Annotated in this window: 20 protein-coding genes; 2 read left to right on the top strand and 18 right to left on the bottom strand. The window is 37.3% G+C overall.

What is annotated here, in order from left to right:
- Positions 1–12: 12 nt before the first annotated feature.
- The 16 genes from CUS89_RS13485 to CUS89_RS13410 all read right to left on the bottom strand — a co-directional run bounded on the left by CUS89_RS13485 (position 13) and on the right by CUS89_RS13410 (position 18,337).
- Complete coding sequence (locus CUS89_RS13485) at positions 13–837, bottom strand: hypothetical protein (RefSeq protein WP_071867947.1); 825 nt, start codon at positions 835–837, stop codon at positions 13–15.
- 33 nt (positions 838–870) lie between these two features.
- A complete protein-coding gene (locus tag CUS89_RS13480; RefSeq protein ID WP_104872496.1) occupies positions 871–1,107 on the bottom strand; it encodes a hypothetical protein in 237 nt (78 codons plus the stop codon).
- 2 nt (positions 1,108–1,109) lie between these two features.
- Entirely contained in the window at positions 1,110–2,849 is a 1,740-nt protein-coding gene (locus tag CUS89_RS13475) for a VirD4-like conjugal transfer protein, CD1115 family (RefSeq protein ID WP_374955057.1), read from the bottom strand.
- 35 nt (positions 2,850–2,884) lie between these two features.
- Positions 2,885–4,345, bottom strand: a complete 1,461-nt coding sequence (locus CUS89_RS13470) for an HTH domain-containing protein (RefSeq protein WP_104872495.1) — start codon at positions 4,343–4,345, stop codon at positions 2,885–2,887.
- A gap of 324 nt (positions 4,346–4,669) precedes the next feature.
- Positions 4,670–6,022 carry a lytic polysaccharide monooxygenase gene (locus CUS89_RS13465; RefSeq protein ID WP_104872494.1) on the bottom strand — a complete coding sequence of 451 codons (1,353 nt, stop codon included), beginning with the start codon at positions 6,020–6,022 and terminating at the stop codon, positions 4,670–4,672.
- A 261-nt stretch (positions 6,023–6,283) separates the two neighbouring features.
- Positions 6,284–7,780, bottom strand: a complete 1,497-nt coding sequence (locus CUS89_RS13460; RefSeq protein WP_104872493.1) for a helix-turn-helix domain-containing protein — start codon at positions 7,778–7,780, stop codon at positions 6,284–6,286.
- A gap of 541 nt (positions 7,781–8,321) precedes the next feature.
- A complete protein-coding gene (locus tag CUS89_RS13455; RefSeq protein WP_104775769.1) occupies positions 8,322–8,897 on the bottom strand; it encodes a hypothetical protein in 576 nt (191 codons plus the stop codon).
- Positions 8,898–9,307: 410 nt separating this feature from the next.
- A complete protein-coding gene (nth, locus tag CUS89_RS13450) occupies positions 9,308–9,973 on the bottom strand; it encodes an endonuclease III (protein ID WP_104872492.1) in 666 nt (221 codons plus the stop codon).
- 1 nt (position 9,974) lies between these two features.
- The gene (locus CUS89_RS13445) at positions 9,975–10,679 is read right to left on the bottom strand and encodes a DnaD domain-containing protein (protein ID WP_104872491.1); all 705 of its coding nucleotides are present in this window, start codon (positions 10,677–10,679) and stop codon (positions 9,975–9,977) included.
- 229 nt (positions 10,680–10,908) lie between these two features.
- Positions 10,909–11,199 carry a DUF5960 family protein gene (locus tag CUS89_RS13440; RefSeq protein ID WP_104872490.1) on the bottom strand — a complete coding sequence of 97 codons (291 nt, stop codon included), beginning with the start codon at positions 11,197–11,199 and terminating at the stop codon, positions 10,909–10,911.
- A gap of 261 nt (positions 11,200–11,460) precedes the next feature.
- A complete protein-coding gene (locus tag CUS89_RS13435; protein WP_010735565.1) occupies positions 11,461–12,813 on the bottom strand; it encodes an NADH oxidase in 1,353 nt (450 codons plus the stop codon).
- Positions 12,814–13,193: 380 nt separating this feature from the next.
- Positions 13,194–13,619: a Fur family transcriptional regulator gene (locus CUS89_RS13430; RefSeq protein WP_019724202.1), complete on the bottom strand. Its 426-nt coding sequence runs from the start codon at positions 13,617–13,619 to the stop codon at positions 13,194–13,196.
- A 182-nt stretch (positions 13,620–13,801) separates the two neighbouring features.
- Positions 13,802–14,728, bottom strand: a complete 927-nt coding sequence (gene cysK / locus CUS89_RS13425) for a cysteine synthase A (protein WP_104776802.1) — start codon at positions 14,726–14,728, stop codon at positions 13,802–13,804.
- Positions 14,729–14,862: 134 nt separating this feature from the next.
- Positions 14,863–15,732 carry a glucosaminidase domain-containing protein gene (locus CUS89_RS13420; RefSeq protein ID WP_019724201.1) on the bottom strand — a complete coding sequence of 290 codons (870 nt, stop codon included), beginning with the start codon at positions 15,730–15,732 and terminating at the stop codon, positions 14,863–14,865.
- 260 nt (positions 15,733–15,992) lie between these two features.
- Positions 15,993–17,987 carry a transketolase gene (gene tkt / locus CUS89_RS13415; RefSeq protein ID WP_104872489.1) on the bottom strand — a complete coding sequence of 665 codons (1,995 nt, stop codon included), beginning with the start codon at positions 17,985–17,987 and terminating at the stop codon, positions 15,993–15,995.
- Positions 17,988–18,085: 98 nt separating this feature from the next.
- Entirely contained in the window at positions 18,086–18,337 is a 252-nt protein-coding gene (locus CUS89_RS13410; protein WP_104776804.1) for a DUF896 family protein, read from the bottom strand.
- A 151-nt stretch (positions 18,338–18,488) separates the two neighbouring features.
- Here CUS89_RS13410 and lexA point away from each other — a divergent pair, with 151 nt between their 5' ends.
- Both lexA and CUS89_RS13400 read left to right on the top strand, forming a co-directional pair.
- The gene (gene lexA / locus CUS89_RS13405) at positions 18,489–19,112 is read left to right on the top strand and encodes a transcriptional repressor LexA (RefSeq protein WP_181055373.1); all 624 of its coding nucleotides are present in this window, start codon (positions 18,489–18,491) and stop codon (positions 19,110–19,112) included.
- A gap of 176 nt (positions 19,113–19,288) precedes the next feature.
- A complete protein-coding gene (locus CUS89_RS13400; protein ID WP_104776806.1) occupies positions 19,289–19,507 on the top strand; it encodes a hypothetical protein in 219 nt (72 codons plus the stop codon).
- 203 nt (positions 19,508–19,710) lie between these two features.
- Here the strand turns inward: CUS89_RS13400 and CUS89_RS13395 are convergent, their stop codons facing one another.
- Both CUS89_RS13395 and recJ read right to left on the bottom strand, forming a co-directional pair.
- Complete coding sequence (locus CUS89_RS13395) at positions 19,711–20,223, bottom strand: adenine phosphoribosyltransferase (protein WP_010735573.1); 513 nt, start codon at positions 20,221–20,223, stop codon at positions 19,711–19,713.
- A 14-nt stretch (positions 20,224–20,237) separates the two neighbouring features.
- Positions 20,238–22,535: a single-stranded-DNA-specific exonuclease RecJ gene (gene recJ / locus CUS89_RS13390; RefSeq protein WP_104872487.1), complete on the bottom strand. Its 2,298-nt coding sequence runs from the start codon at positions 22,533–22,535 to the stop codon at positions 20,238–20,240.
- Positions 22,536–22,756: the final 221 nt, after the last annotated feature.

Raw genomic sequence — 22,756 nt, 5'->3', positions numbered from 1 at the left:
TTTTATTCCTTTCTATGAGGCGGATACAATCATTTTCGCCCATCCTTTTGTCTTATTTATTGCAAACATCAAAGCAATCATGTAAATCGTCAAACCAAAAATCAGCGACCACATGCCACTCCTATGACTATTTAAGAAATTCACAAAAATCAAAGGATAAATGGTCAATACTAATGCGATCATTACAGCATGTAAGGAGGAAGCTGCAAAATTCTTGAAAAATCCTTTTGCCATCGATGAAAACTCTTGATGAGGTAATGCCGCCATCGAAATAGGAGCAATCGCACTAAATATATATAATTCAAAAAATCTTATATAGACGATGACATTGATAAAGACCCCTACCACTAAAGAAACTAAAAATAGAACAACAAAAATCATTAATACGACCATTACTTCCCACCACGAAAGATTGCTTACTGCTGAATTGACTACATTGCGATAAGAACTTAAAAAATCATCTCTATTTAGGGCCATTATTTGCCCTGCTAACATCGCCCCTAATGCGACAATGGCATCGAGAATCACTTGGATTCTTAAGATGACAATATAACAAATAATAAATTTCACAAATGCTTTCATGATCATTTCAAATCCCAAAGTTGGAGCACCACCAGCATTCTCTACTTTTAAAGAAATTTTTTGAAATTCAAATAAGATGAATATCGCTAGTATTGAAAATGCAACTGGAGCTATGATCGTTTGTTGGATGATTCCTGCTACTCGATAGGCATCTGCCATGTAATCTTGCAAACCACGGCTTAAGGTTTCTGCAATATTGTCCCCATTCAAATATTCCATCATTCGATCAAATAGCATCATTATCGCTGAGCGCACTGATTAACCTTCTTTCTATCAAAAAATTTTTACTTACCTATTGGTTACAAGTGAACTAACATCAAATGCGGTCACGAACCAAACTGCAGCTACTAAAATCAACGCACCGCCGACGACCTGCCAAATTCCTTGTTGCAGCTGTGGTCCGTTTTTATCTTTTAATGCTCCGGCTAAGATCACGGTTCCCCAAATGATCCATAATCCTCCGCCAACCATCGTAAATCTTGAAATCAAATTAAATACATCCTGTAATAATTGTTGATTACTCATTTCTATCCATTCTCCTCTTCGTTTTTCGGTGATTGATTTCGTTCGTACCAATTCTCTGGAGTCACATCTCCGAGTTTTTTATAATTTTTATGTTTGGTAATATCATATTTTTCTGATATAAACGGAACTATTCCACGAATCTTCAAAATCGCTTTTGTTCCACTTAGGTTTGCCACTTCATCTACATCCAATAAATTTCGACCCATTTTTTGATAGTTCTCACTGTAGTTCCCATTACTACCTTTGGTGATACTAATGTTCTTGTGCTGGATCGTTTTCTTTCCTAGTAATTTGGAGATATACTCATGCGTGCTTAACTCCATCCCACCTAAATAAAGAAAAACGTCACTGGTCCCGATGATTGTTTCCCAAGTATCTTTGTACAAATTTTTAAGCTGACTAATGTTTTGTAAGATCACATTGACCGATATCTCACGACTTCGAATCACTGAAATCACTTTTTCAAAGTCTGGAATCTGTCCAATATTGGCAAATTCATCTAAGACACATCGCACATGATGGGGCAGACGACCTTTGTAGACATTGTCTGCTTTGTAAACTAAGCTATCGAATAATTGTTGGTACAACATACTTGCTAAGAAATTGAAACTCGTATCTGTATCTGATAATAAAATATAGATAATGGTTTTCTTGTCCCCAACGGTGTCTAATGCTAACGTATCTTTACTCACGATTTTTTTGATATTCGGAATATAAAAAGGTGATAATCGCACTCCTAGGCTGACTAAAATACTTTTAGCGGTGCGATCCCCCGCTAGTTTGAAAATTTTGTATTGCGCGACTGCAAAGTTGGCAGGATCTTTTTCTTCAAGTTCATTGAAAATCACATCCAGTGGGGAAACATAATCTGACACATCCTCTGGACAGTTTGCTAAGCGGACCATTTCAACGACGTTCGTCAATGTTTGATCTTCCTCATCAACTTCTTGCAAAAGATAACTGAATGTGGCCATCAATAAGGCCGTTTCAGCTTTTTCCCAAAAATCATCGCCACCCTTTTTTTCAGGATCTGAAGTATTTTTGATCAAGTTGTTGACGACTTTTAAAATATCGTCTTCGGTACGGATGTAAGTAAAAGGATTATAGTAGTCTGTATTTTCCCGCGTGATCAAGTCAAAAACCTTGATTTCATAACCTGCTTCTTTAAACATTGTTGCTGTCTCGCTTAACAATAGTCCCTTAGAATCACTGACGACATAAGAGGAATGCAGTTGCATCAAATTTGGTTTCACATAGAATCTTGTTTTCCCTGATCCAGCTCCTCCTACTACGATGACATTCTTATTCCGATTAAAGTTATTAGATTTAGTGATCTTCATACGACCAGACATAGACAGCGATTCACTTTTTGTGAGAATGATATTGTTGTCTTTTTTTTTATCCATCATTGGCTTGATGTCTTTTTTGTTGCCCCATCTGGCACTTCCATATTCAAACTCTGTATGTTTCGGCATACCTGAGTGATACAAGATACCAAGAGCAAGCCCCCCCACGATTGTCAATGTACCAATGATACTTGCTAAACTATAACTAAAGTCAAACTCAAAGCGACTGACTTCTAGTCCAAATTGATCGATTGTGCGAACCAAGACTTGTGCGATATCTTCTGTCTGTTGTCGGAAATTCTCGTAAATCAGGATGGTCCGATTTGCCGTATACGCGAATACAAGAAATAAAAATAGTAAAAGTAATTTATAATACCAAGTCTTTGAGTTTTTCAACTTGCCCTCCTAAACGACATAAGTGATCTTTGTTATTATCTAAAATCCGTAACGAGCAAGTCTGAAACGATGTCCATCGTTCGGTCAATATCTGCTTTTTCTGGTAGATAAAACATTTTGGTTTTATCACCAACTTGATACGGAAATGGTAGTATATTTGTCACTAATATATCTACGTCAAGTGGATTTTCAATGGTTTCCAATTGTTCCTGGTACATAATGCTTGCTCTGGTGTGTAGATATCTTTCAATAATTTCATTTAAAGCAAAATCCGTTAAAAATCCTCGTTTCAATGCAACAACAACTGTACTTAAAACTTCACATGCCTTGTTCGTATATAAGAAAAGTAATAAGTCAGAAGTAAATGACGAAGCACATCTTTTTTGCAGGAAATTCTTTTGGATCGCTTTATTTTTTTTGATGACCGTATTCATTTCTTTATATAGTCGCCGGTTGATTGAATCAATCAGCATCGCCGATTCTTCATCGTTATATGAAAAATCTATTTCAAGTTCCTGTTTGATTTTCTCTTGAAATAAAAAGCAATTGACAATTGAATACAGTTGCTCATTATCGACTTGAATCCGATTCCCAAGAACACTCTTGAGATCTAAAACCAAATGTTTGACTGTCTCAGAAAAACCAAAGTATTCTGCAAATCCTTTATTGTGTTTTTCTATCTCTGTGTAATAACATTCATGTAAATGGATCATACAAGCTATAAAACAACATTCTTCAAAAATGACTTCTTTAGAGTAGGTCTTGAAACAATCTAATTGAATAAATTCAACGAATAATTGATTCGTTAAGGGATTGTTTCTAAACCAATCTAACAATCGCGACTGGATATATAATTTGTCTTTTCCAAACCGGATAAAAGTTAAAGCAAGTATTTTCTTTGTGATTGATTGGGAAACATCCGAACATAACGCCAAAACGATTTTGGTTATTTCTTCCATTTCATTTTTATAGGGGCAATGATCTTCGATTTCTAGATATGCTGATTTAATGTAAAGATCAATAAACAGTTTTCTGATTCTGATTTCTTTCCCTATAAATTCAACCGGTGAAAGTTTTAAATTCAAACCATATTGATGGCAGATTTTCTTTAGCTTTCGCATTTTTTGGATCACTGTTTTCTCACAGTAGTGTAATTCCCAGCTCCAATCGATCACCTGCTTCAGTTCACCTGTAAGGATACTTGTTGTCACTTTTACTAAGTCTTCATTCATGTAATAAGATTTTTTTTTCTCGAATAACTTAAAATGGTTCAATACAAACATGCTGACCCCTTTATAGGAAGTCAATATTTCAATTGTGTCGGAAAATTCATCTTGAATCGCTTTTAAATCATTGGTAATCGTTCTTCTAGTTACTTTGAGACTTTTTGCAAGATATTGAACGGTCACATTTTTTCTTCGCTCTAAAGTATTCAAGATAAATACGACACGTTTTTTGTAATCATTCGATATTAATCGTTCAAGAATCTCTTCCACTTACCTTCCCCCTTTCACATAACAACTTCACTATAAACAATATGTTTTTTTATTTCGAGGTATTGTATTTCCCGACTTAGAGAAAAAAATTTCTTTAGAAGACGAAGTTTTTTTAAAGTTTTTTTATAGATCTTAGATTTGAGAGATAACAAGAAAAAAGAGGCTATACAAATTGTATAGCCTCTCTAAGGCGTAATTAATAACAATATCCCACTATTTTTATTTATTTCCAATAAATGGCCCTTCGCTGTTTCATACTCTTTTAAAAAAAATATTCTATTGAGATCTTGAGAGAATTCAAAAGAGTAAAAAAACTTTTAAAAGTTATTTAATTCTAAATAAACTAGCTGCACTATCTGGCGCCCAAGATGGATCACCATAGTTATAATGAGTCACTAATGTTGTATACAGTTTACCTTCATGGAAGACGATTTCATCTTTTGTGTACAGCACTGGATTAGTTAAACTTCCTAACTCAAATTGACGATGTTCACTCGGTGGTGCAATTTCATTTGTTTTTGTTGAAATCACTAAGCGATTACTTGCCTCTGATCGAATAGAATCATTACTCACTGCTTTGATCGTATACGTATACTGAGTCCCAGCATTCAACCCAGTATCCAGATAAGTTGTATTCGCAGTTTGACCAACTAATTGGCCATCTCTATAAATTTCATATGTTTTGATTCCTGTAGAGTGGCTCGAAGGATTCCACATCAACGAGATTGAATTCACCGTTTCGCCCATTGAATGTAAGTTACCTGGACTTGTTGGCACTTCAACTTCACTATCAGCTAAAGTTGTCACATGAAGCGCATCACTCTTTTCAGATACTTGTCCGTTGAACGATACTGCTTCGATTTCATACTTATACGTGGTATTTGCTGTTAATTGATTATCTTGATAATTGTTCGCAGAAGTTGTGGTAATCAGTTGGCCATCACGGTACACATTGTATTTTTCAACAGTTGCTTGCGCATCCCATGATAGTGAGACTGACTGTTTTGTCGTGTTCACTGCTTTGACATTTGTTGGTTTATTTGGTACGACTGGTATCGCTCCATTATTTTTGATATTCGCGTCAATCACATTGTAAAAGGCATTCGCAGTATCACTAATATCCCAAATGGCTAAAATAACGTGATAGCCCATTCGGTCTTCTGGAATATTGACTGTGTGTGTTGCGCTAATATTCGCAGAAGATTGTCCACCACCATCGATCTCAGATAATAGTTCTAGATCTTCTCTCGCAAGTGGCTTGTTTTGATCCCAACCATTTTTCGTGATGTAGTAATGATATTTCGCAGTCCGATGATTTGCAGTAAAATGCCAAGTGAAATTATTAGGACCAGTACTGATATCTTGCTTTGTCCATAACGTGGATGTCTGTTGATCTAACTGAAAACCTAACGCGCCATTTGCAGAAGCAATTCGTCCATCCGCTGGTCCTGCTGCTGGGAAGCCTTTCAATGCTTCTAAAGATTGTGGCTCATTGATCACTGCCCCATACTTCTGAAATGCTGCAGTCCAGTTGGTGCGAGCATCTAATGAACCTTGGTATCCACGACTGATCGGCTCCCTTACATACCCATGTGCAGAAACATCTTTTGTCGCTCCAAAAATGATTCCTCCTAGACTTAAAACCAATACAACACTACCCAATAATCTTTTTTTCATATCATACCTTCCTTCCAATATTTTTTTGTTACATTATTTTTATAACATAATAACTTATTTAAAAATAGCAAACATATATTGATCAACAAATCACAAGAACGCATATAAAAAACATAAAAAACTTTATATATATGCATTCATAACTTGTGAAAAATAAAACTATTATTCAGTTTTTGTTCATTTAAACCAAGAGATGATAAACAGATTTGGCAAATAACTTCGATTTATCGTATCTGATTATGTTATTTAGTTAATCGATGGTCAAAATTTGTACGTATTTACGATGACTTTATTAAAATACGATCCCAACCTCGTCCATGAATCCTTATCCGATATATGCTTAAAATAAAATAAATCTTTATCTTCATATCCATGGGTATCCGAAATAACGATATCAGCATGATCATACGATTCTACGATTTTTATTCGTTTATTATTGTAGTAATGAGTAATAACATTTTCGACTATATTTTTAGATTCTGGAAGGTTAAAAAATTCCACATAAACTTTATGTTCAGATTTAAGACTGTTGGAGGCCAAGCTTCCTAAGATGACTTGCACAAAACTATTTTTGATGTGATTGTAAGAAGGTTCATTTTGGTAAGGTTTTAAGTTTTTATCAATGCAACGCTCTATATAGGAGCTATAACGATTTGTTGGTAGTGCATCATGGTATATAGGCATAAATTTATATAATTCCAAATGATGGATAGTGACTAATTTGTTTGTCAAATAATAGAGTAGTTGGTAAAAAATCGTTTCTGGTATATGAAAGTAATCAATCATGCACGTGAGTAATTTTTTACACTTGGTGACGATTGAATTCTTCTTTAGCTCCCCTAGCTTTCTTCCTAGTTCTTCTTTTTCTTCTTTCTTATTTAAATCTTGTGCAAAATAGTTGGATAGAAAGGCGAAATGAATACATTCATTTCGTGCATTTGTTCCATCTATCATCTTTTTGATAGTCAGCTTTTCTAAACATGCATCCATCTCCTCCTTATAGACTGTTTCTCCCAGCTCCACGAGTTCTGAGGGTAGATCCTGGATTTGATACCCGTTTTTCAATGATATCAAACTGACCGCTAATAGATAGTTGATACGCTTTTTTCCAAGCGGAGATAAATTTTGGTAATGATCAAAGTTGATGGATAAGCGTAAGTTGATTACTTCTTCTTGTGTAATCGTTTTGAACAACCAATAGTTTCCTTTTGAAATGACTGCAATTCCCAGATAATGCAACATACGTATAGTAGATTCACTACCTGTTAACTCAATCAATGTTTCATTGATCTTCATCAATCGAATATCGATTTTTAATAATTGAAACAATTCTTTCAACTTTCCTAAAAGTTTGTATACATGTGATTCACTATAGATTAGATATTTTGCGATATCTGAAACACTGAATTTCCTTTTTTCCAACACATATAACAATGTCTGATACAAATTTGACTCTGCAAAATATCTTTCTTGAAAAATATTGATCAACTCGAGATATTCCGTATCTATTAGTTGTGGCACACAGCGCAATTCATCTTTATCTAGAATCAAAGAAGTGTGCGTTTTCTTTGAGAATCCACTTTCTTCATATTCTGTCATCAAATTTTGAAGTATCTTCCTTGCTTGTCTTTTTGTTAGATCCATTTCATCTTCCAGCTTTTTTATTGAGACTGCTCCATGTTTCATTTCTTTTAATACCTTCATTTGTAAAAATTGTGTTTTTGTAATGAATAATAATATTAGTTTATCTGGCAGCATATTTATTTTCTCCTCAATCTATAGTTGAAATGTAAAGTTCTAATATTATAACATCACCTCAAATTCTACTTTTTATTCTTAAATAGTAAAAATATTCTTACTATTCAGGAAACAAAATATACTTGTTGATTTATAGTAATTATTTAACATAAAAACGGAGTAAACCTTCGTTCTCTTTTTAAGAATAACCTAAAATAACTATTATAAAAAAACAAGTACAATTTAATATTAAAATATTTCGCGCTAAAATTCCAATAATTATATTTTTTAATTTATTTTAATCCAATAAATTTAAGAGAAATTTATTGATTCATTTGCACACGGCTCCTAGCAAAAAAAACTGAAGAACCAACGAGTTGACTCGTTTGATCCTCCAGTCGCTTTGCAAATATTTCTTAAAATCATTTCAGTTAATACCTATAATTTATTCCGGGGATTCGTTTGACTATCCTACATTATGTATCAATCTTAAATGGTGGAAGTGTTAAAAGATCAAGTAGGATAGTCAATCATTTAGATGATACAGCAACACATATCTCTCTTATCCGAATGGTACGCTTGAGTGATGTAACTGGATTTTCAAGTCACCGTCTTCATCCATGATATAGCCAAATGTGTATTCAACTTTGACTTCTTCGTTGGTTTCCCCAGAAGTAAAATAATATACACCTGAAGAAATCGCTGTATCGCCGTTTAAGATCGTGTCGTGATTATCAAAGCGGATATCTGTCCAAGGTTCTAAGGCAAATCCACCATCTTCTGCGATGTCTCCACCAACAAAATAAGATAAGGCTTCATCTTTTGTTCCACGAAATGGTACTTCCGCAGCTTTAGTTGGTTTGAAGAGTACTTGACCATCATCGTAAGCATAAAGGTTTTCAAGTGTCTCAAGCGCCTTTTCTTCGGCTTTTTCGTCACTTTCTAAGCTAGCTTCACCAATAGCGATAATATTTTCTGCCCATTCTTGTTGCGCTTCTTCCACATCTGAAAGAGTAATGACTGGTGTTTCCACCTGTGATTCATTTGTTGTACTAGTTGTATCTTCTCCTTGGGCAGATGCAGCACATCCAGCCATTGTTAAAACTAAAGTTGATAAAAGTAATGTTTTTTTAATCATATAATTCCTCCTCTATAATTAAATTCTAACACAAGCCTCAGTTTTTTAAAACAACAAATATAACACACTTAAAATAAAATAAATAAATTTACTCTGTTATAATTACTTGATTTTAAAATAAACATTTAATAAAATATACAAAAAACATCATAATAAAATAACTAACTTATTTTTATATTAATAAGGCACTTGCTTATTTTTTTAGTCAACAATATTATTATCTATCTGATCAAGGATAATTTCTTGTAATGTTATAAACAATTGGCAAGCCTTTCCCTTCCATAACTCCCTTTTCAAGATGGTGCTTAATCCTTATTTTATTGCATAAAAAAAGAGTGGATTTCTCCACTCTATAAAAGCGTAACTTTTTGAGGTCACTACACATCGCGATTGATTTCAACGCTGTTTGCTTATTTTATATTTTTATTGGCAGGATTTTTCATACGCATTTTTCCATCTTGGCACATATCCAATAAAGGACATACTTCACAACGTGGACTTCTAGCAGTACAATGATACCGTCCGAAGAAAATCAATGTATGATGCGTTTTTACCCACAGATCTTCTGGTACCTTTTTCATCAGTGTTTGTTCAACTTCTTGAACTGACGCATCCAATTTACAGATCCTTAGTCGTTTCGTCACACGTTCTACGTGAGTATCAACTGCTATAGCTGGCACCCCAAACGCATCTCCAAGCACCACATTCGCTGTTTTTCTACCTACACCAGGTAATGAGACAAGCTCTTCTCTAGTTTGAGGGACCTGTCCTCCAAACTGATCAATCAGCTGCTGCGCACATGCTTTGATGTTTTTTGCTTTATTCCGATACAATCCAATTGTTTTGATTTTTGGTATGATCTCTTCAAGTGGGGCTTGAGCTAAGTCTTCTGGGGTTGGAAAAGCTTCAAATAAAGCAGGTGTCGCCTTATTGACCGAAACGTCTGTTGCTTGTGCGCTTAAAATGACGGCAATCAATAATTCATATGGATTCTTATGCTGTAATTCTCCATGCGCTTCTGGAAACATCTCATACATTTTCTCAAAAGCTTCCATCGTACGTTGTTTACCTAACATATTACTCCCATTCTTCCAGCCAATTCTTCAATGATACTTTTGGCAGCTCTTCTTGTTGGGCTGGCTGATCGATTTCTTTTTGAAGCAGTTGCTGCTTTCTGCGTTTTTGATCTTCTTCTACTTGTTGTTTGGTTTTTAGATTTTTCCGTTCCCAAGACAATAAGATACGGTCGATATAATTGAAACTATACGCTTGATTCAATACTGCCTCTCGTAAAGCTAGTTTCAAAATTTCAGGATGATAATGGTCCTCTTCCAACCATTGTCCAATTCGCTGGAATTCGATAGAGGATAGCGGACGTCCAAATTCTTGTTCAAATAATTGATAGACTGAGCGTGTCGTTTTTTCATGCACTTCTTCTTCTTGCTTTAGAGAGTCTTTTTCTAATAGTCTTTCTAGATGCGCATAAGTAGGCGTCAAATCATAACGATCTGCTTTACGTCCATCGATAAGTGTAGTTTCAATTGCTATGAAATGACCACTGACCAATCGATTCAAGATTTGAAAAACTTTTTCTTGCTTGACGCCCATATTCTGGGAAATGATCATCAGATCTGGAAAAGAATCCCCTTCTGACTGTGCCATATGCAACTGTAAAATAAATAAAAATTCATCTGCTTGTAAGCCGATACGATGATAATTTTTCAGCAAAAGATTGGAAACGATCGTTTGACCAGCTTTTAAATAGTTTTCTAAATTCAACATTAATATCCCTCGCTTTAAAATTAGTATACGTAAAAATAAGAATTGAAGCAAGAAAGGATTCGTTGAATTTTTAAATCATTTTGATGGTTTTTATTCTTCTTTTCACTTTTCGGAATATATGTATATCAGTAGAAAAAGCTGCTTGCGCGAAGATATGCTCTTCTGTATCCAGAAGTCCTACATCCACAAGTAGCTTAGTCAATCACTCATACGCGCTATAGAACGTTTCCTATTGTACCTCGTCATCCGTTCGCAGCTCATAAGGTTGTCCTTCATACGTGTACTCTGTATTCAATGTTCCATCATTTTCATCAGTATAGATCCGTCGACTAAATGGAAATTGATGGTCCTCACCGTCTTTCGTTTCATCTCCAGATAAAACGAATTCTTCTGCTTGAGTTTCGTTTAGCTGATTGATCACTTTTTCCGCCAAGGCATCGATATCGATGCTTTCAGTTCCTGTCACTTTTTTGTAGTCTTCAATAAAATTATCTTGTTGTACAAAGTATTCTTTTTCCATAATGATCCTCCTCTGATCCAACTCGCTGTATCTGCTTAGTCGGAAATTAATTACATCTATTATTTTGACAAAAAAAACAAAGGAAAACAACTAATTGCAACTGGTGAAGTCTGCAACAAACCGTTCCTATCTCGTGAGAAATAAAACAAAAAGTGTCAATGATCAGTTTTGACCTTTCAATAGCCAATAATGTTCGAAAAAAATAGAACCATCTAGAAACAATATTGCTTCCAGATGGTTCATCTATCACGCTTTAACCAATTATTGAGCTGTCTCGATTTCTCCTAGCGCTGCTTGTGCAAGAAGATTCAAGTAGTTCCAAGGGCGGTCAAAATGAGGTTGGAAGAAGAAGTCAGATAGAGCTAAGTCTTCAACAGTCATTTTATTTTGAACCGCTAATGACATCGTATTAGCAGATTGAGTGATATCGTATTTAGACATGAATTGCGCCCCTACAATACGATTTGTTCCTTTTTCATAGACTAATTCCATCATGACTTTTTCAGTCGTTGGCATGAATTCTGGACGGTAGTTATCTTCGAATAATGTTGCTTGGACATCCAAGTTATTCATTGGTGCACTTTCTGTTGTCACACCTGTTGAACCGATCGTCCAACCGAACAAGTACAAACCAGAAGTTCCTTGTGTACCACGGTAAGCCATTTTTTGCTCTGTTAAATTATTTCCTACTAATAACCCTTGACGGACAGCATTTGTCGCTAAAGGAATGTAGTTTTGAGTGCCACTTGGGTTGTAATTGACAACAGCTGAATCCCCAGCTGCAAAAATATCCGGATTGCTTGTTTGCATGTACTCATTTACTTTGATCGCGCCGTTTGGTAATGTTTCTACTTTACCTTCAACTAATTTTGTATTTGGTCTAAAACCAACACACAAAATAACCATATCCGCATCAAATGTTTGGCTAGCTGTAGTTACTTGTTTCACTTTGCCATTTTCATCTGGAATGAACTCAGAAACGTTTTCACCTAAAGCTAAAGTTACTCCACGATCAACCAATTCTTTTTCTAACACATCGGTAAATGGTTTATCAAGATATTTATTCAAGATACGATCCAAACCATCGATCAATGTCACTTCTTTGCCAGATTCGACAAACGCTTCGACTAATTCGATCCCGATGTAACCACCACCAACGATCACTACTTTCTTCGCTTCTTCTGCTTTTGCAATGATTTCGTTTGCTTGGTTATAGTTTTTACATAATAGAATATTTTCAGATTCGATCCCTTTGATTGGCGGAATGATTGGCCATGAACCAGTAGTCATTACTAATTTGTCATAAGAAACTGTTTCAGTTTCGCCAGTTTTTAGATCTTTCGCTGTAACTTGTTTGTTTTCTGTGTCAACATCAGTGACATCATGCTCCATTTTTACTTTCGCACCTAATGAAGCTAACTCTTCAGGATTTGAATAAAATAAGCCAGCTGGGTCTTTCACGACGCCTCCAACATACAATGCGATCCCACAAGATAAAAATGAAACATTGTCGTTACGTTCATAAACTGTAACATCTGCTTCTGGGTTATTTTTTAAGATGCTTTTTACTGCTGCTGTTCCTGCATGGGTACAGCCGATTACTACTACTTTCATGTGTGTCCCTCCGATAAACGATTTGTTCTTTGACAGTTTTTACTATAGCAAAATTAAAACGTATCCAACAGTTTTATGCTTGTGAATTCACAAGTGCTTACTTATCATATTTTGCGCATTTTCGATTTAAAACAGCGACAAATAAACGTTCCTTTTGTGATTTATTTAACTAAACCATATACGCTTGTGAATGAATACGAAATAGCAAAAAAAAATCTAACAAATATCTATACATCTTCAAAAACCGATGGGATTTTTTCTTCTTACTTTTACAGGTGTTGAAATCCCTTATGCTCCTGTACATCATAAGAAGAACACTAAAAACAAAAACCGTCGACAAAGTCATTTGACCTTGTCGACGATTCCAATCGTCGCATGATTTATTTTTTACAATTCGGACATAACCCATATAATTCTAAACGATGATCATGGATTTCAAAATCAGTTAAGCGTCCCGCCGCCATTTCAATATCTTCCAATCCAGGATAGTGAAAATCAACGATCGTCTCGCAATTTTGGCAAATCACATGATAATGTCTTTGTGAACTAAAATCAAATCGGCTTGAAGCGTCACCATATTTCATTTCTTGAACAAACCCGATCGATGTGAATAACCGTAAATTATTGTAAACTGTTGCAACACTCATATTAGGAAAGCGATGCTCAAGCGCTTTGTAGATTTCATCTGCAGTTGGATGTGAACGATGCTCGATCAGATACTCTAAAACTGCGTATCTTTGCGGCGTAATCCGAATATTTTCTTTTTTCAGCTGCTCGATCGCCGCTTCTACTTTTTTATTTTCCATATAAACAAAACCCCACCTTATTGTTCTTTTATTATCATACTATTTTTATTTTTTTAAATCTACATATTATGGAAAGAAAAAGGAAAGAATTTTATAATTTTGCCTGATTTATGCAAAAAAAGTGTAAAATAACGGATGTTTCACCATTATTTTACACTTTTTATTCAGATTTTCACTTAGACTTACATGTCCTGATACAAAGGAGTAGACAAATAACGTTCGCCATTATCAGGAATAATAGCTAGAACTTTCTTTCCAGCACCTAGTTCTTTTGCTACATTAAGCGCTGCTTCAACTGCGGCACCGCCTGAAACACCAACTAAGATTCCTTCTTCCTGACCCATCCGGCGTGCTGTTACCATTGCTTGCTCACTAGATACAGATAAGACTTGATCATACACATTCGTATCTAACGTATCCGGTACAAAACCCGTTCCGATTCCTTGGATTTTGTGTGGACCAGGTTCTTTTCCTTCCAAAATAGCAGATTCCGCTGGTTCAACTCCAACGATTTTCAGGGCTGGATTGATACGTTTCAATTCGTGACCCGCACCAGTGATAGTCCCACCGGTACCGATTCCAGCGACAAATGCATCTAAACCGTTCACACCAAATGCTGCTTGGATTTCCGGGCCAGTTGTTTTTTCATGAACTAATGGATTAGCTGGGTTTTCAAATTGTAAAGGTAAGAAATAGCCATTTTCTTCAGCTAAACGTTTTGCTTCTTTAATTGAGCCACTGATTCCTTCCGTTCCTGGAGTCAAAACAAGTTCTGCTCCGTAGCCCTTCATCAATAAACGACGCTCGATACTCATCGTTTCAGGCATGACAAGTTTCACATGATACCCTTTTGCTACACCGACCATCGCTAAACCAATACCAGTGTTTCCTGAAGTTGGTTCAATGATCGTATCACCCGGTTTCAATATCCCATCATGTTCTGCTTTTTCAATCATATTCAAGGCAATACGGTCTTTCACGCTTCCACCTGGATTGAAGAATTCCAATTTAACAAAAACATCTGCAGCTCCTTCTGGAACCATTTTATTTAATCGAACGATAGGTGTTTTACCGATCAATTCTGTGATGGACTGATAAATCTGTGTCATGTTGTTTCCCCCTTCATTTACTTCTCTATTAATCATAATACAAAAATGGTACTTCTGCGAGTGATTCTTACTGGATAAGCAAAAAAACAAAGGAACATCAAAAGATGTGCCTCTGTTTTTAACATACTATAAAGTTAAACATTGATTTCTTGACCAACCAATAATGAATAATTTGACATTGTCATGCCATTTTTCGCCATAAGATCATCGACGGACATACCGAATTTTTGAGCAATATCCCAAAGTGTATCTCCAGAGACGACTGTATACGTTTGGTTACTACTTGTCGTAGTCGTTGTAGAGGTTGTTGTACTAGTTGTTGTGGTACTTGTCGTACTAGTTGTCGTCGAACCAGTCGATGGTGTATCAAAGCGAGTCAGATTATACGTGCTGATCAATTCATTTAATTTGTATGCATAATTAGGATCTGTAGCATATCGTCCAGTTAAATAAGCTGTTGCATCATAATAGCTGGTTGTATTACTTTTCCATACACCTGAATAATGATAATCGCCTGTAGAAAAACTTGTTGAACGTAAAACATTTGCATGGTCTTGGAATGACTCCCAATAAGATGAATAGCGACGGAACGGTTCGTTCATCGTTACCCATTGGCCATTCAAATATTCTTGAGTATTCATATACACCACAGATTGACCTGCGCTACCTTTGACTCCAAATAAGTTGTAATACGGTGCACTTGATAATCCAGATGTACCATATGCACTTTCAAGTAATGCTTGTGCAATCATGACAGATGCATATAAGTCATTGCTTGCTGCGACTTCAGAAGCAGCCCATCCGATTTGATTGATAAATGCTTGCGGATCGGCAGAAGATGCGACATCTAGTTCATCCGCGCGTACAGTTTGTGGTGTTGCTGTGACCAACATTGGCCCAACTAATAGGCTTGTACCCACTAAAGGTGCAATGGCTTTTTTATTAATGGTCATTTTCCTTTTGGGCCTATGGTGTCGAGCGCTACGGGTTCTCAGCTCTTGCATTCAAATTCCTCCTCAAATGAAACAGTAAATAAAACTTCCTCTTAAACGAAACTTAATCATTTAAATTATACGTTTTATTTTATTGAAACTCAAACGAATCTTCAATTATTTACTTTTTGTAATCTCCAAGTAATCAAAAAGTAACACAATAGTAATAAAAAAACGATTGATTCTTTTCTTATTTGTACTCAAAAAAATAGAAAATTGGAGGCTTGGAAAAAATCTCCAAGCACTCCAATCGAACTGCTTTCAGTATTTGTTTATAATTGATTGAAGACGTTGACTACATTATCTACTGTAAAACCAAATTCTTCAAGTATTTTGTTTCCAGGAGCAGAAGCGCCAAAATGATCAATTGTGATCGTTTGACCTTCGATACCCACATAACGTTCCCAACCGAATGGTGAAGCTGCTTCAATCGCAACACGCTTCGTCACAGCTTTTGGCAAGACACTTTCTTGATATTCTGCGGATTGTTGTTCGAACAAATCAAAACTTGGCATTGAAACCACTGAAACATCTTTTCCTTGTTCCGCTAATACTTTTTGCGCTTTAACAGCTAGATCCACTTCTGAACCTGTCGCGATCAAGATTCCTTCTGGTTGTTCCCCTTTGGCAGGAGACAAGACGTAAGCACCTTTTTTGACCATGTCATCTGCCACTTCTTTCGTTGTTGGAAGAACTGGTAGATTTTGACGACTCAAGACTAAGATCGTTGGTGTATCTGTGGATTCCATCGCTACTTTCCATGCCGCACGAGTTTCGTTCCCGTCCGCTGGACGTAAGACATGGACACCTGGCATACTTCTAACCGAAGCCAATTGTTCCACTGGCTCATGCGTCGGACCATCTTCACCAACTGCTACAGAATCGTGGGTCAAGACATAAATGACTGGCGTATTTTGGATCGCTGCTAAACGTACAGCTGGTCGCAAGTAATCCACAAAGACAAAGAATGTCCCTCCATAGATGCGTGTACCGCCATGTAATTGGATCCCGTTCATCGCTGATGCCATCGCAAACTCACGAACACCGAACCAAATGTTGCGGCCTTCATAGTGTTCAGGCGTGAAGTCTTTGTCTGCTGTGACCATCGTGTTGTTTGATCCGGATAGATCGGCAGAACCACCCCAGAAGCTTGGGATTGCTTTTGATAATGCTTGGATCATCTCTTTACTTGAAACACGACTGGCTTGGCTTTCACCTTCGTCGTATGTTGGAAGCTCTGCATCCCAATTCTCTGGTAGTTTCCCAGCAAACGCATCTTCGAATTGTTGCGCTAATTCTGGATACGCTGCTTTGTATGCTGCGAACAGCTCACGCCAAGCATTTTCAGCTTTTTCGCCTTCTTCAACCATCGTTTGACGGAAACGTTCCGCTACTTCTTCTGGTACGGCAAAGTCAGGGTATTCCCAACCATAGATCTCTTTGGCTTTTTGGATACCTTCTAAGCCAAGTGGTGCGCCATGGACCGCAGAAGTTCCTTGATTTGGAGCACCAAATCCGATGACTGTTTTTACTTCGATCAATGTCGGTTTGTCTGTTTCGGCTTTCGCTTCTTCGATTGCTTTTGAGATGGCTTCTAAATCATTGCCGTCTTTGACCAAGATATGTTGCCAACCGTAAGCTTCATAGCGTGCACCTACATTTTCAGTGAAGGCTTTTGAGGTTGGTCCATCTAAAGAAATATCATTTGAATCGTATAAAACGATCAATTTACCAAGTTTCATATGACCAGCCATCGAACTTGCTTCTTGAGACACGCCTTCCATCAAGTCGCCATCACCACATAACGCATACGTATAATGATCAACGACATTGAATTGGTCTTTGTTATAGGTCGCCGCTAGATGCGCTTCTGCCATTGCCATTCCCACAGCCATTGCGATCCCTTGACCTAACGGACCAGTCGTTGCTTCGACGCCGTCCGTATGATTGACCTCAGGGTGTCCTGGCGTTTTTGAATCCCATTGACGGAATTGTTTCAAGTCATCGATCGTCACTTGGTACCCTGCTAAGTGTAACAAGCTGTACAACATCGCTGAACCATGTCCCGCTGATAAGACAAAACGGTCACGGTCTGCCCAGTTTTTAGAAGTTTTCGGATTCACTTTCAAGTGTTTCGTCCAAAGGGCATAAGCCATTGGCGCGGCACCCATTGGTAACCCCGGATGTCCTGAATTTGCTTTTTGTACTGCATCGACACTCAATGTACGGATCGTGTTCACACCAAGCTGATCAATTTTATCAAACAATGTAACCCCTCCTGTAATTTAGGTTTTTTTTACCTATATTTCTACTTCTAATTTTATAGTATCTCCTCTAAAAAAGCAACGACTTTTAGTTTTTTTTACTAAAACTTGCTATTTCGATCGTGGAGGCCTTTTTTCTTCTGGATTTCTTTCAATTTATCCGGTGTAATATCATTTCCATCAGGATCGACGACTTTCATTCCTTCGATATGATGTCTCATGCCAGAACGAAAGGCTGTCAGATATGCTTCCCGTAATTCCGCTTGCTCTTTGACTTCAGCTGGAGTCAATCCTTCTGCTTTTTTCTTTGTAGCTAACTGATTGATACGTTCGATTTTTTCAGGCGATAACACAACTATTCCTCCTCGCTTTTGCTTCTCCTACATCTTATATAAAAAATGAAAAAAAAACAACTACATCAATAGGTTTTAATGCGAACATTTGTTTGAAATCGTACATTTTCTATGGTACTATTTACTTATCAAGTGAAAGAAGGTGTACCTTGTGGCCCGACAAACTGAAACAAGACAAATCGAAGTCTTACGATATATTCACGAACAAGTGACCCGAAAAGGCTATCCACCGACCGTCCGCGAGATCGGAGAAGCTGTTCAGCTTTCTTCTACCTCAACAGTCCATGGTCATCTTGCCCGATTAGAGAAAAAAGGCTTTATTCAAAGAGACCCTACGAAACCACGTGCAATCGAATTGACGCAACAAGGATTATCAAAAATCGGGATTCGCCCATCGACGATCCCTGTTCTCGGCGTTGTTACAGCCGGAGAGCCTATACTAGCTGTCGAAGAAGCTTCTGACTTCTTTCCAGTCCCACCAAATCTTTCGTCAGAAGAAGGCAGTCTGTTCATGTTGACGATCCGCGGAGAAAGTATGATCAATGCTGGGATATTAGATGGCGATAATGTCATTGTCCGTAAACAAGAAACTGCACAAAATGGTGACATCGTCATTGCGATGACTGCAGAAGACGAAGCAACATGCAAACGTTTCTATAAAGAAAGAGATCATTTCCGTTTACAACCTGAAAATGATTTACTGGAACCGATCATTTTAGATGAGGTATCGATCTTAGGTCGAGTCGTTGGTCTTTACCGCAGCCATATTTATTAATCCAAGAAGATAGTAAAATTATTTATTTACGAGCTTGAGACCATGATCTCAAGCTCTTCTTTTCCTGTTTTGCTAGATGTTTTGTTCTTTTTGAACTTCCCTCTTTACAAACCGAACAAAAGTTCGTATACTAATAGTACGAACTTTTGTTCGCATTCTATAAAGAGGTGAATATCATGAAATCAATGAGACGTTTTGGTTTAGTATTGATCGTTTTGTTTTTAGGTATTATTATTGGTAATTTTGGTCTACGTACAGCGCTGTTGGTTTTTGTTCCTTTGTTTACATTGTGGTTCATGTTGTGGGATGAAAAAAAATACCGTCAATCACAACGTCGTCAATCACATGAAGACGCCTTCTATCACGAAACCTATTACAGCTCCAGGCACTCGTAAAAAATAAGATCGCTTCTATAAATATTCCGTCCAAGCAAACGATGATCGCTCGTTTGCTTTTTGTTATCGACAAACTAGCTATCTGTTCCTATCACACATTTGTTCAGTCAATGTGTCATATCCTCAATCAACAAAAATCCCTACCACAAACTGTCCATGCGTTTGTAGTAGGGATTCTTTTTATTCAATACTCTATTACTTGATTAATACTCCATTAAAGTGATCATGTCATAGCCTTCGATTTTATCACGGCCATGCAAGTCCATCAACTCGATCAAAAAGGCACATCCAACAACGACTCCGCCAAGCTCTTCGATCAATTCGATCGTTGCTTTGATTGTTCCACCTGTTGCTAATAAGTCATCACAAATCAAGACTCTTTGCCCTGGTTGGATTGCATCTTTGTGCAGCGTCAAGGTATCTGTACCGTATTCAAGTCCGTAAGTCACTTCGATTGTTTCACGAGGTAATTTTCCTTTTTTACGAACAGGAGCAAAGCCCACACCTAATTCATAAGCAACTGGACAACCTACGATAAATCCGCGTGCTTCTGGTCCAACGACCATGTCGATACGTTTTTCTTTCGCATAGTCAACGATCTGCTTCGTTGCTTCACGATAAGCATCTCCATCAGCCATCAATGGGGAGATATCTCTAAATATAATTCCTTTTGACGGATAGTCAGGAATACTAGCAATATAATTTTTTAAGTCCACTTTATTGTTTCCTCCTAGGTTGTTAACCATTTTTTTATTGTGGGAATGTCACTTAACAGTAAGAATTCCTCTGATTTGATTTTTTTCAATCGCTCCTGATAGCGGTCACTTGCAGTCAATGGATGACTCGCTGGATCTGCGACTTTCTCCAAAACACCATTGTTTATTGTAACAAACTTCAACTCAAAAAACACCTGTATCATAAAAATTAATAATTTTTGTGGGATTTTCAAATAGTTGGCAATCGCACCTAACTTGTGTCGGATATCGATCCGTTCTTGTGCATGGATCAATTTGAAGAGTCTAGCATATTGTTCTCTAGTTCCTACACCATTCAAGTATGCTTCATCTACAGAAATTCCTAAGAAGTAAACTCGACTAAATGCCCCAAAAGACAATATCTCTTTCAAGTCGATCAAGTCAGTTGGACAATCGATCACAACTAGTGAATTTGGTTTATTTTCCTCAATCCATGTTTTGATCGTTTCTTTATCTGACCAAAGAATGATTTGCTTTTGTATCGACTCATTTAGTTCTTTGATCGATGCTTCATCAAAAGCTAAATAAATCGGATGTTCGATTTCATTTGCTAGCGTTCGGTAACGTTTTGCTCGCCAATCAAACACTTGCAATCCTTCTACTGCAAAGTCGGAAACCATCAGCTGCGGTTTTTTGCGTCCATTCCACTCATTGATCGATAACTGTCCGACGATATCAAGTGAATCATCTAAAAACTCATTTTCTTGCGGACCAAAGCCAAACGCTACGGCATCTAATTGACTCTCTTCATCTACTAAAGAAAGCTTCAAGTGCTGTTGGTTCGAGCCGATTCGTTTCACATTTTGGACAGCAACCTGTTTGAATAAAAAGTTGGGTACAGGATTATCTGTTCCGAATGGCGCAAGTGATTTCAATGTAGCGATTTGTTCGACCGTCACATCTTTTGGCGAGACGACCTCATCGATCGTCAACACAGGACCCTTGGACAAGTCAATTTTCTTTTCTTCTATATAGGCATTCATCCGTTCTTGTAATTGAGGGATATTTTCCGCTGGCATCGTTAAACCGACTGCTGCGTGATGGCCACCAAAAAATGTAAACAATTCACTCATCTCATTCAGCATATCGAAAAGATTCAACGCTTCGATACTTCTACCTGAGCCTTTTGCGATTGTTTGGTCTTTGATCCCTAGAACGATTGTTGGTTTCCCTGTTTGGTTCATGATTTTCCCTGCGACGATCCCTAGTACACCTTCATGCCAACCTGGATGTGCTAATAAATGGATCTGATTCTCTTCATTGATCATCGCTAATGCTTCTGAGGTGATTTGCTCCACGATGGCTTTACGTTCTTCATTGACCGTTTGTAGCTGCTCGGCTAATGTCTGTGCTTGGCTTTCATCGAATGTGGCTAATAATTCAACCGCTGGATTAGGATCTCCCATGCGACCAATGGCATTTAATCGTGGAGCAATAGAAAAACCAATCATCGTTTCATCCGCTTCATTCGTGCGTACACTACTTTTGGCAAATAATGCTTGTAAGCCCACACGCTCAGTATGACGAATCGCCTCTAAACCTAACGCGACTAACGTACGATTCTCATCGGTCATAGAGACCAGGTCCGCGATCGTTCCAATTGCGACTAAGTCTAAAAATTCTGCCGGTGGTTCTTCCAACAAAGCAGTCGCTACTTTAAATGCGACACCGACACCTGCTAATTCTCCAAAAGGATAATTGCCTTTCGGATGGCGAGGATGAATGATTGCATAAGCCGCCGGTAATTCATTCGGCAACTCATGATGATCTGTCACGATCACATCTATTCCCTGTTGTTGCGCATAAGCAATTGCTTCATGCCCAGCTACCCCATTATCGACAGTCACGATCAATTGAGTCCCTGCGGCTATTTTCTCTTGATAAACGGTTAGATTAGGTCCATACCCATGTTCAAATCGATTAGGTAAAAAGACTTCCACTTGGGCACCAAGCAATTCTAACGTTTCCTTCATGACGGTCGCACTGGTGATGCCGTCTGCATCATAATCTCCGTAAACTAAGATTTGTTCACCATTGATCACGGCTTCTTGGATACGGCTGATTGCCTTGTCCATATCAAACATCAAATATGGATCATGCAACTTTTGCTCTTTTGGATGTAAGAACCGATGGATACTTTCTTCCTCTCGGTATCCTCTTTGCCAAAGCAGTTGCCCGATCAGAGGAGACAATCCTTGTTGTTTGATTATTTGGATAAAAGATTCAGAAGGTGTTGTTTCATTGACCTTCCAATCAAAATTTGCTCGTCTCACATACTCACCCCTAACTTAGTCATTATAGCAAACGTCTTCTCTAAAAAAAAGAATTTCAGAAGATTAGATTCTGACATCTCCAACTTAAATAAACCAAAGTAGACAAAACAGATTCGTTTGCCTACTTTGGTTGCCTTTTAGAAATTGAGTAAAAAATCCTCTGTTTGATTTTTGATACAGTGATTTCTACCACTTTATTCTATTTACTTTCAGAAAACCAT

It is taken from the genome of Enterococcus mundtii, from assembly GCF_002947535.1.
Lineage (GTDB): Bacteria > Bacillota > Bacilli > Lactobacillales > Enterococcaceae > Enterococcus_B > Enterococcus_B mundtii_B.
Note: the sequence above shows the minus strand (reverse complement) of the source record. Positions and strands in the feature narration are given on the sequence as shown.

Excerpts from the sequence above, each read along its gene's own strand:
- CUS89_RS13480 (WP_104872496.1), bottom strand. The coding sequence starts at position 1,107 with ATGAGTAATCAACAATTATTACAGGATGTATTTAATTTGATTTCAAGA.
- CUS89_RS13465 (WP_104872494.1), bottom strand. The coding sequence starts at position 6,022 with ATGAAAAAAAGATTATTGGGTAGTGTTGTATTGGTTTTAAGTCTAGGA.
- CUS89_RS13460 (WP_104872493.1), bottom strand. The coding sequence starts at position 7,780 with ATGCTGCCAGATAAACTAATATTATTATTCATTACAAAAACACAATTT.
- CUS89_RS13455 (WP_104775769.1), bottom strand. The coding sequence starts at position 8,897 with ATGATTAAAAAAACATTACTTTTATCAACTTTAGTTTTAACAATGGCT.
- nth (WP_104872492.1), bottom strand. The coding sequence starts at position 9,973 with ATGTTAGGTAAACAACGTACGATGGAAGCTTTTGAGAAAATGTATGAG.
- CUS89_RS13445 (WP_104872491.1), bottom strand. The coding sequence starts at position 10,679 with ATGTTGAATTTAGAAAACTATTTAAAAGCTGGTCAAACGATCGTTTCC.
- CUS89_RS13440 (WP_104872490.1), bottom strand. The coding sequence starts at position 11,199 with ATGGAAAAAGAATACTTTGTACAACAAGATAATTTTATTGAAGACTAC.
- CUS89_RS13435 (WP_010735565.1), bottom strand. The coding sequence starts at position 12,813 with ATGAAAGTAGTAGTAATCGGCTGTACCCATGCAGGAACAGCAGCAGTA.
- CUS89_RS13430 (WP_019724202.1), bottom strand. The coding sequence starts at position 13,619 with ATGGAAAATAAAAAAGTAGAAGCGGCGATCGAGCAGCTGAAAAAAGAA.
- cysK (WP_104776802.1), bottom strand. The coding sequence starts at position 14,728 with ATGACACAGATTTATCAGTCCATCACAGAATTGATCGGTAAAACACCT.
- CUS89_RS13420 (WP_019724201.1), bottom strand. The coding sequence starts at position 15,732 with ATGCAAGAGCTGAGAACCCGTAGCGCTCGACACCATAGGCCCAAAAGG.
- CUS89_RS13400 (WP_104776806.1), top strand. The coding sequence starts at position 19,289 with ATGAAATCAATGAGACGTTTTGGTTTAGTATTGATCGTTTTGTTTTTA.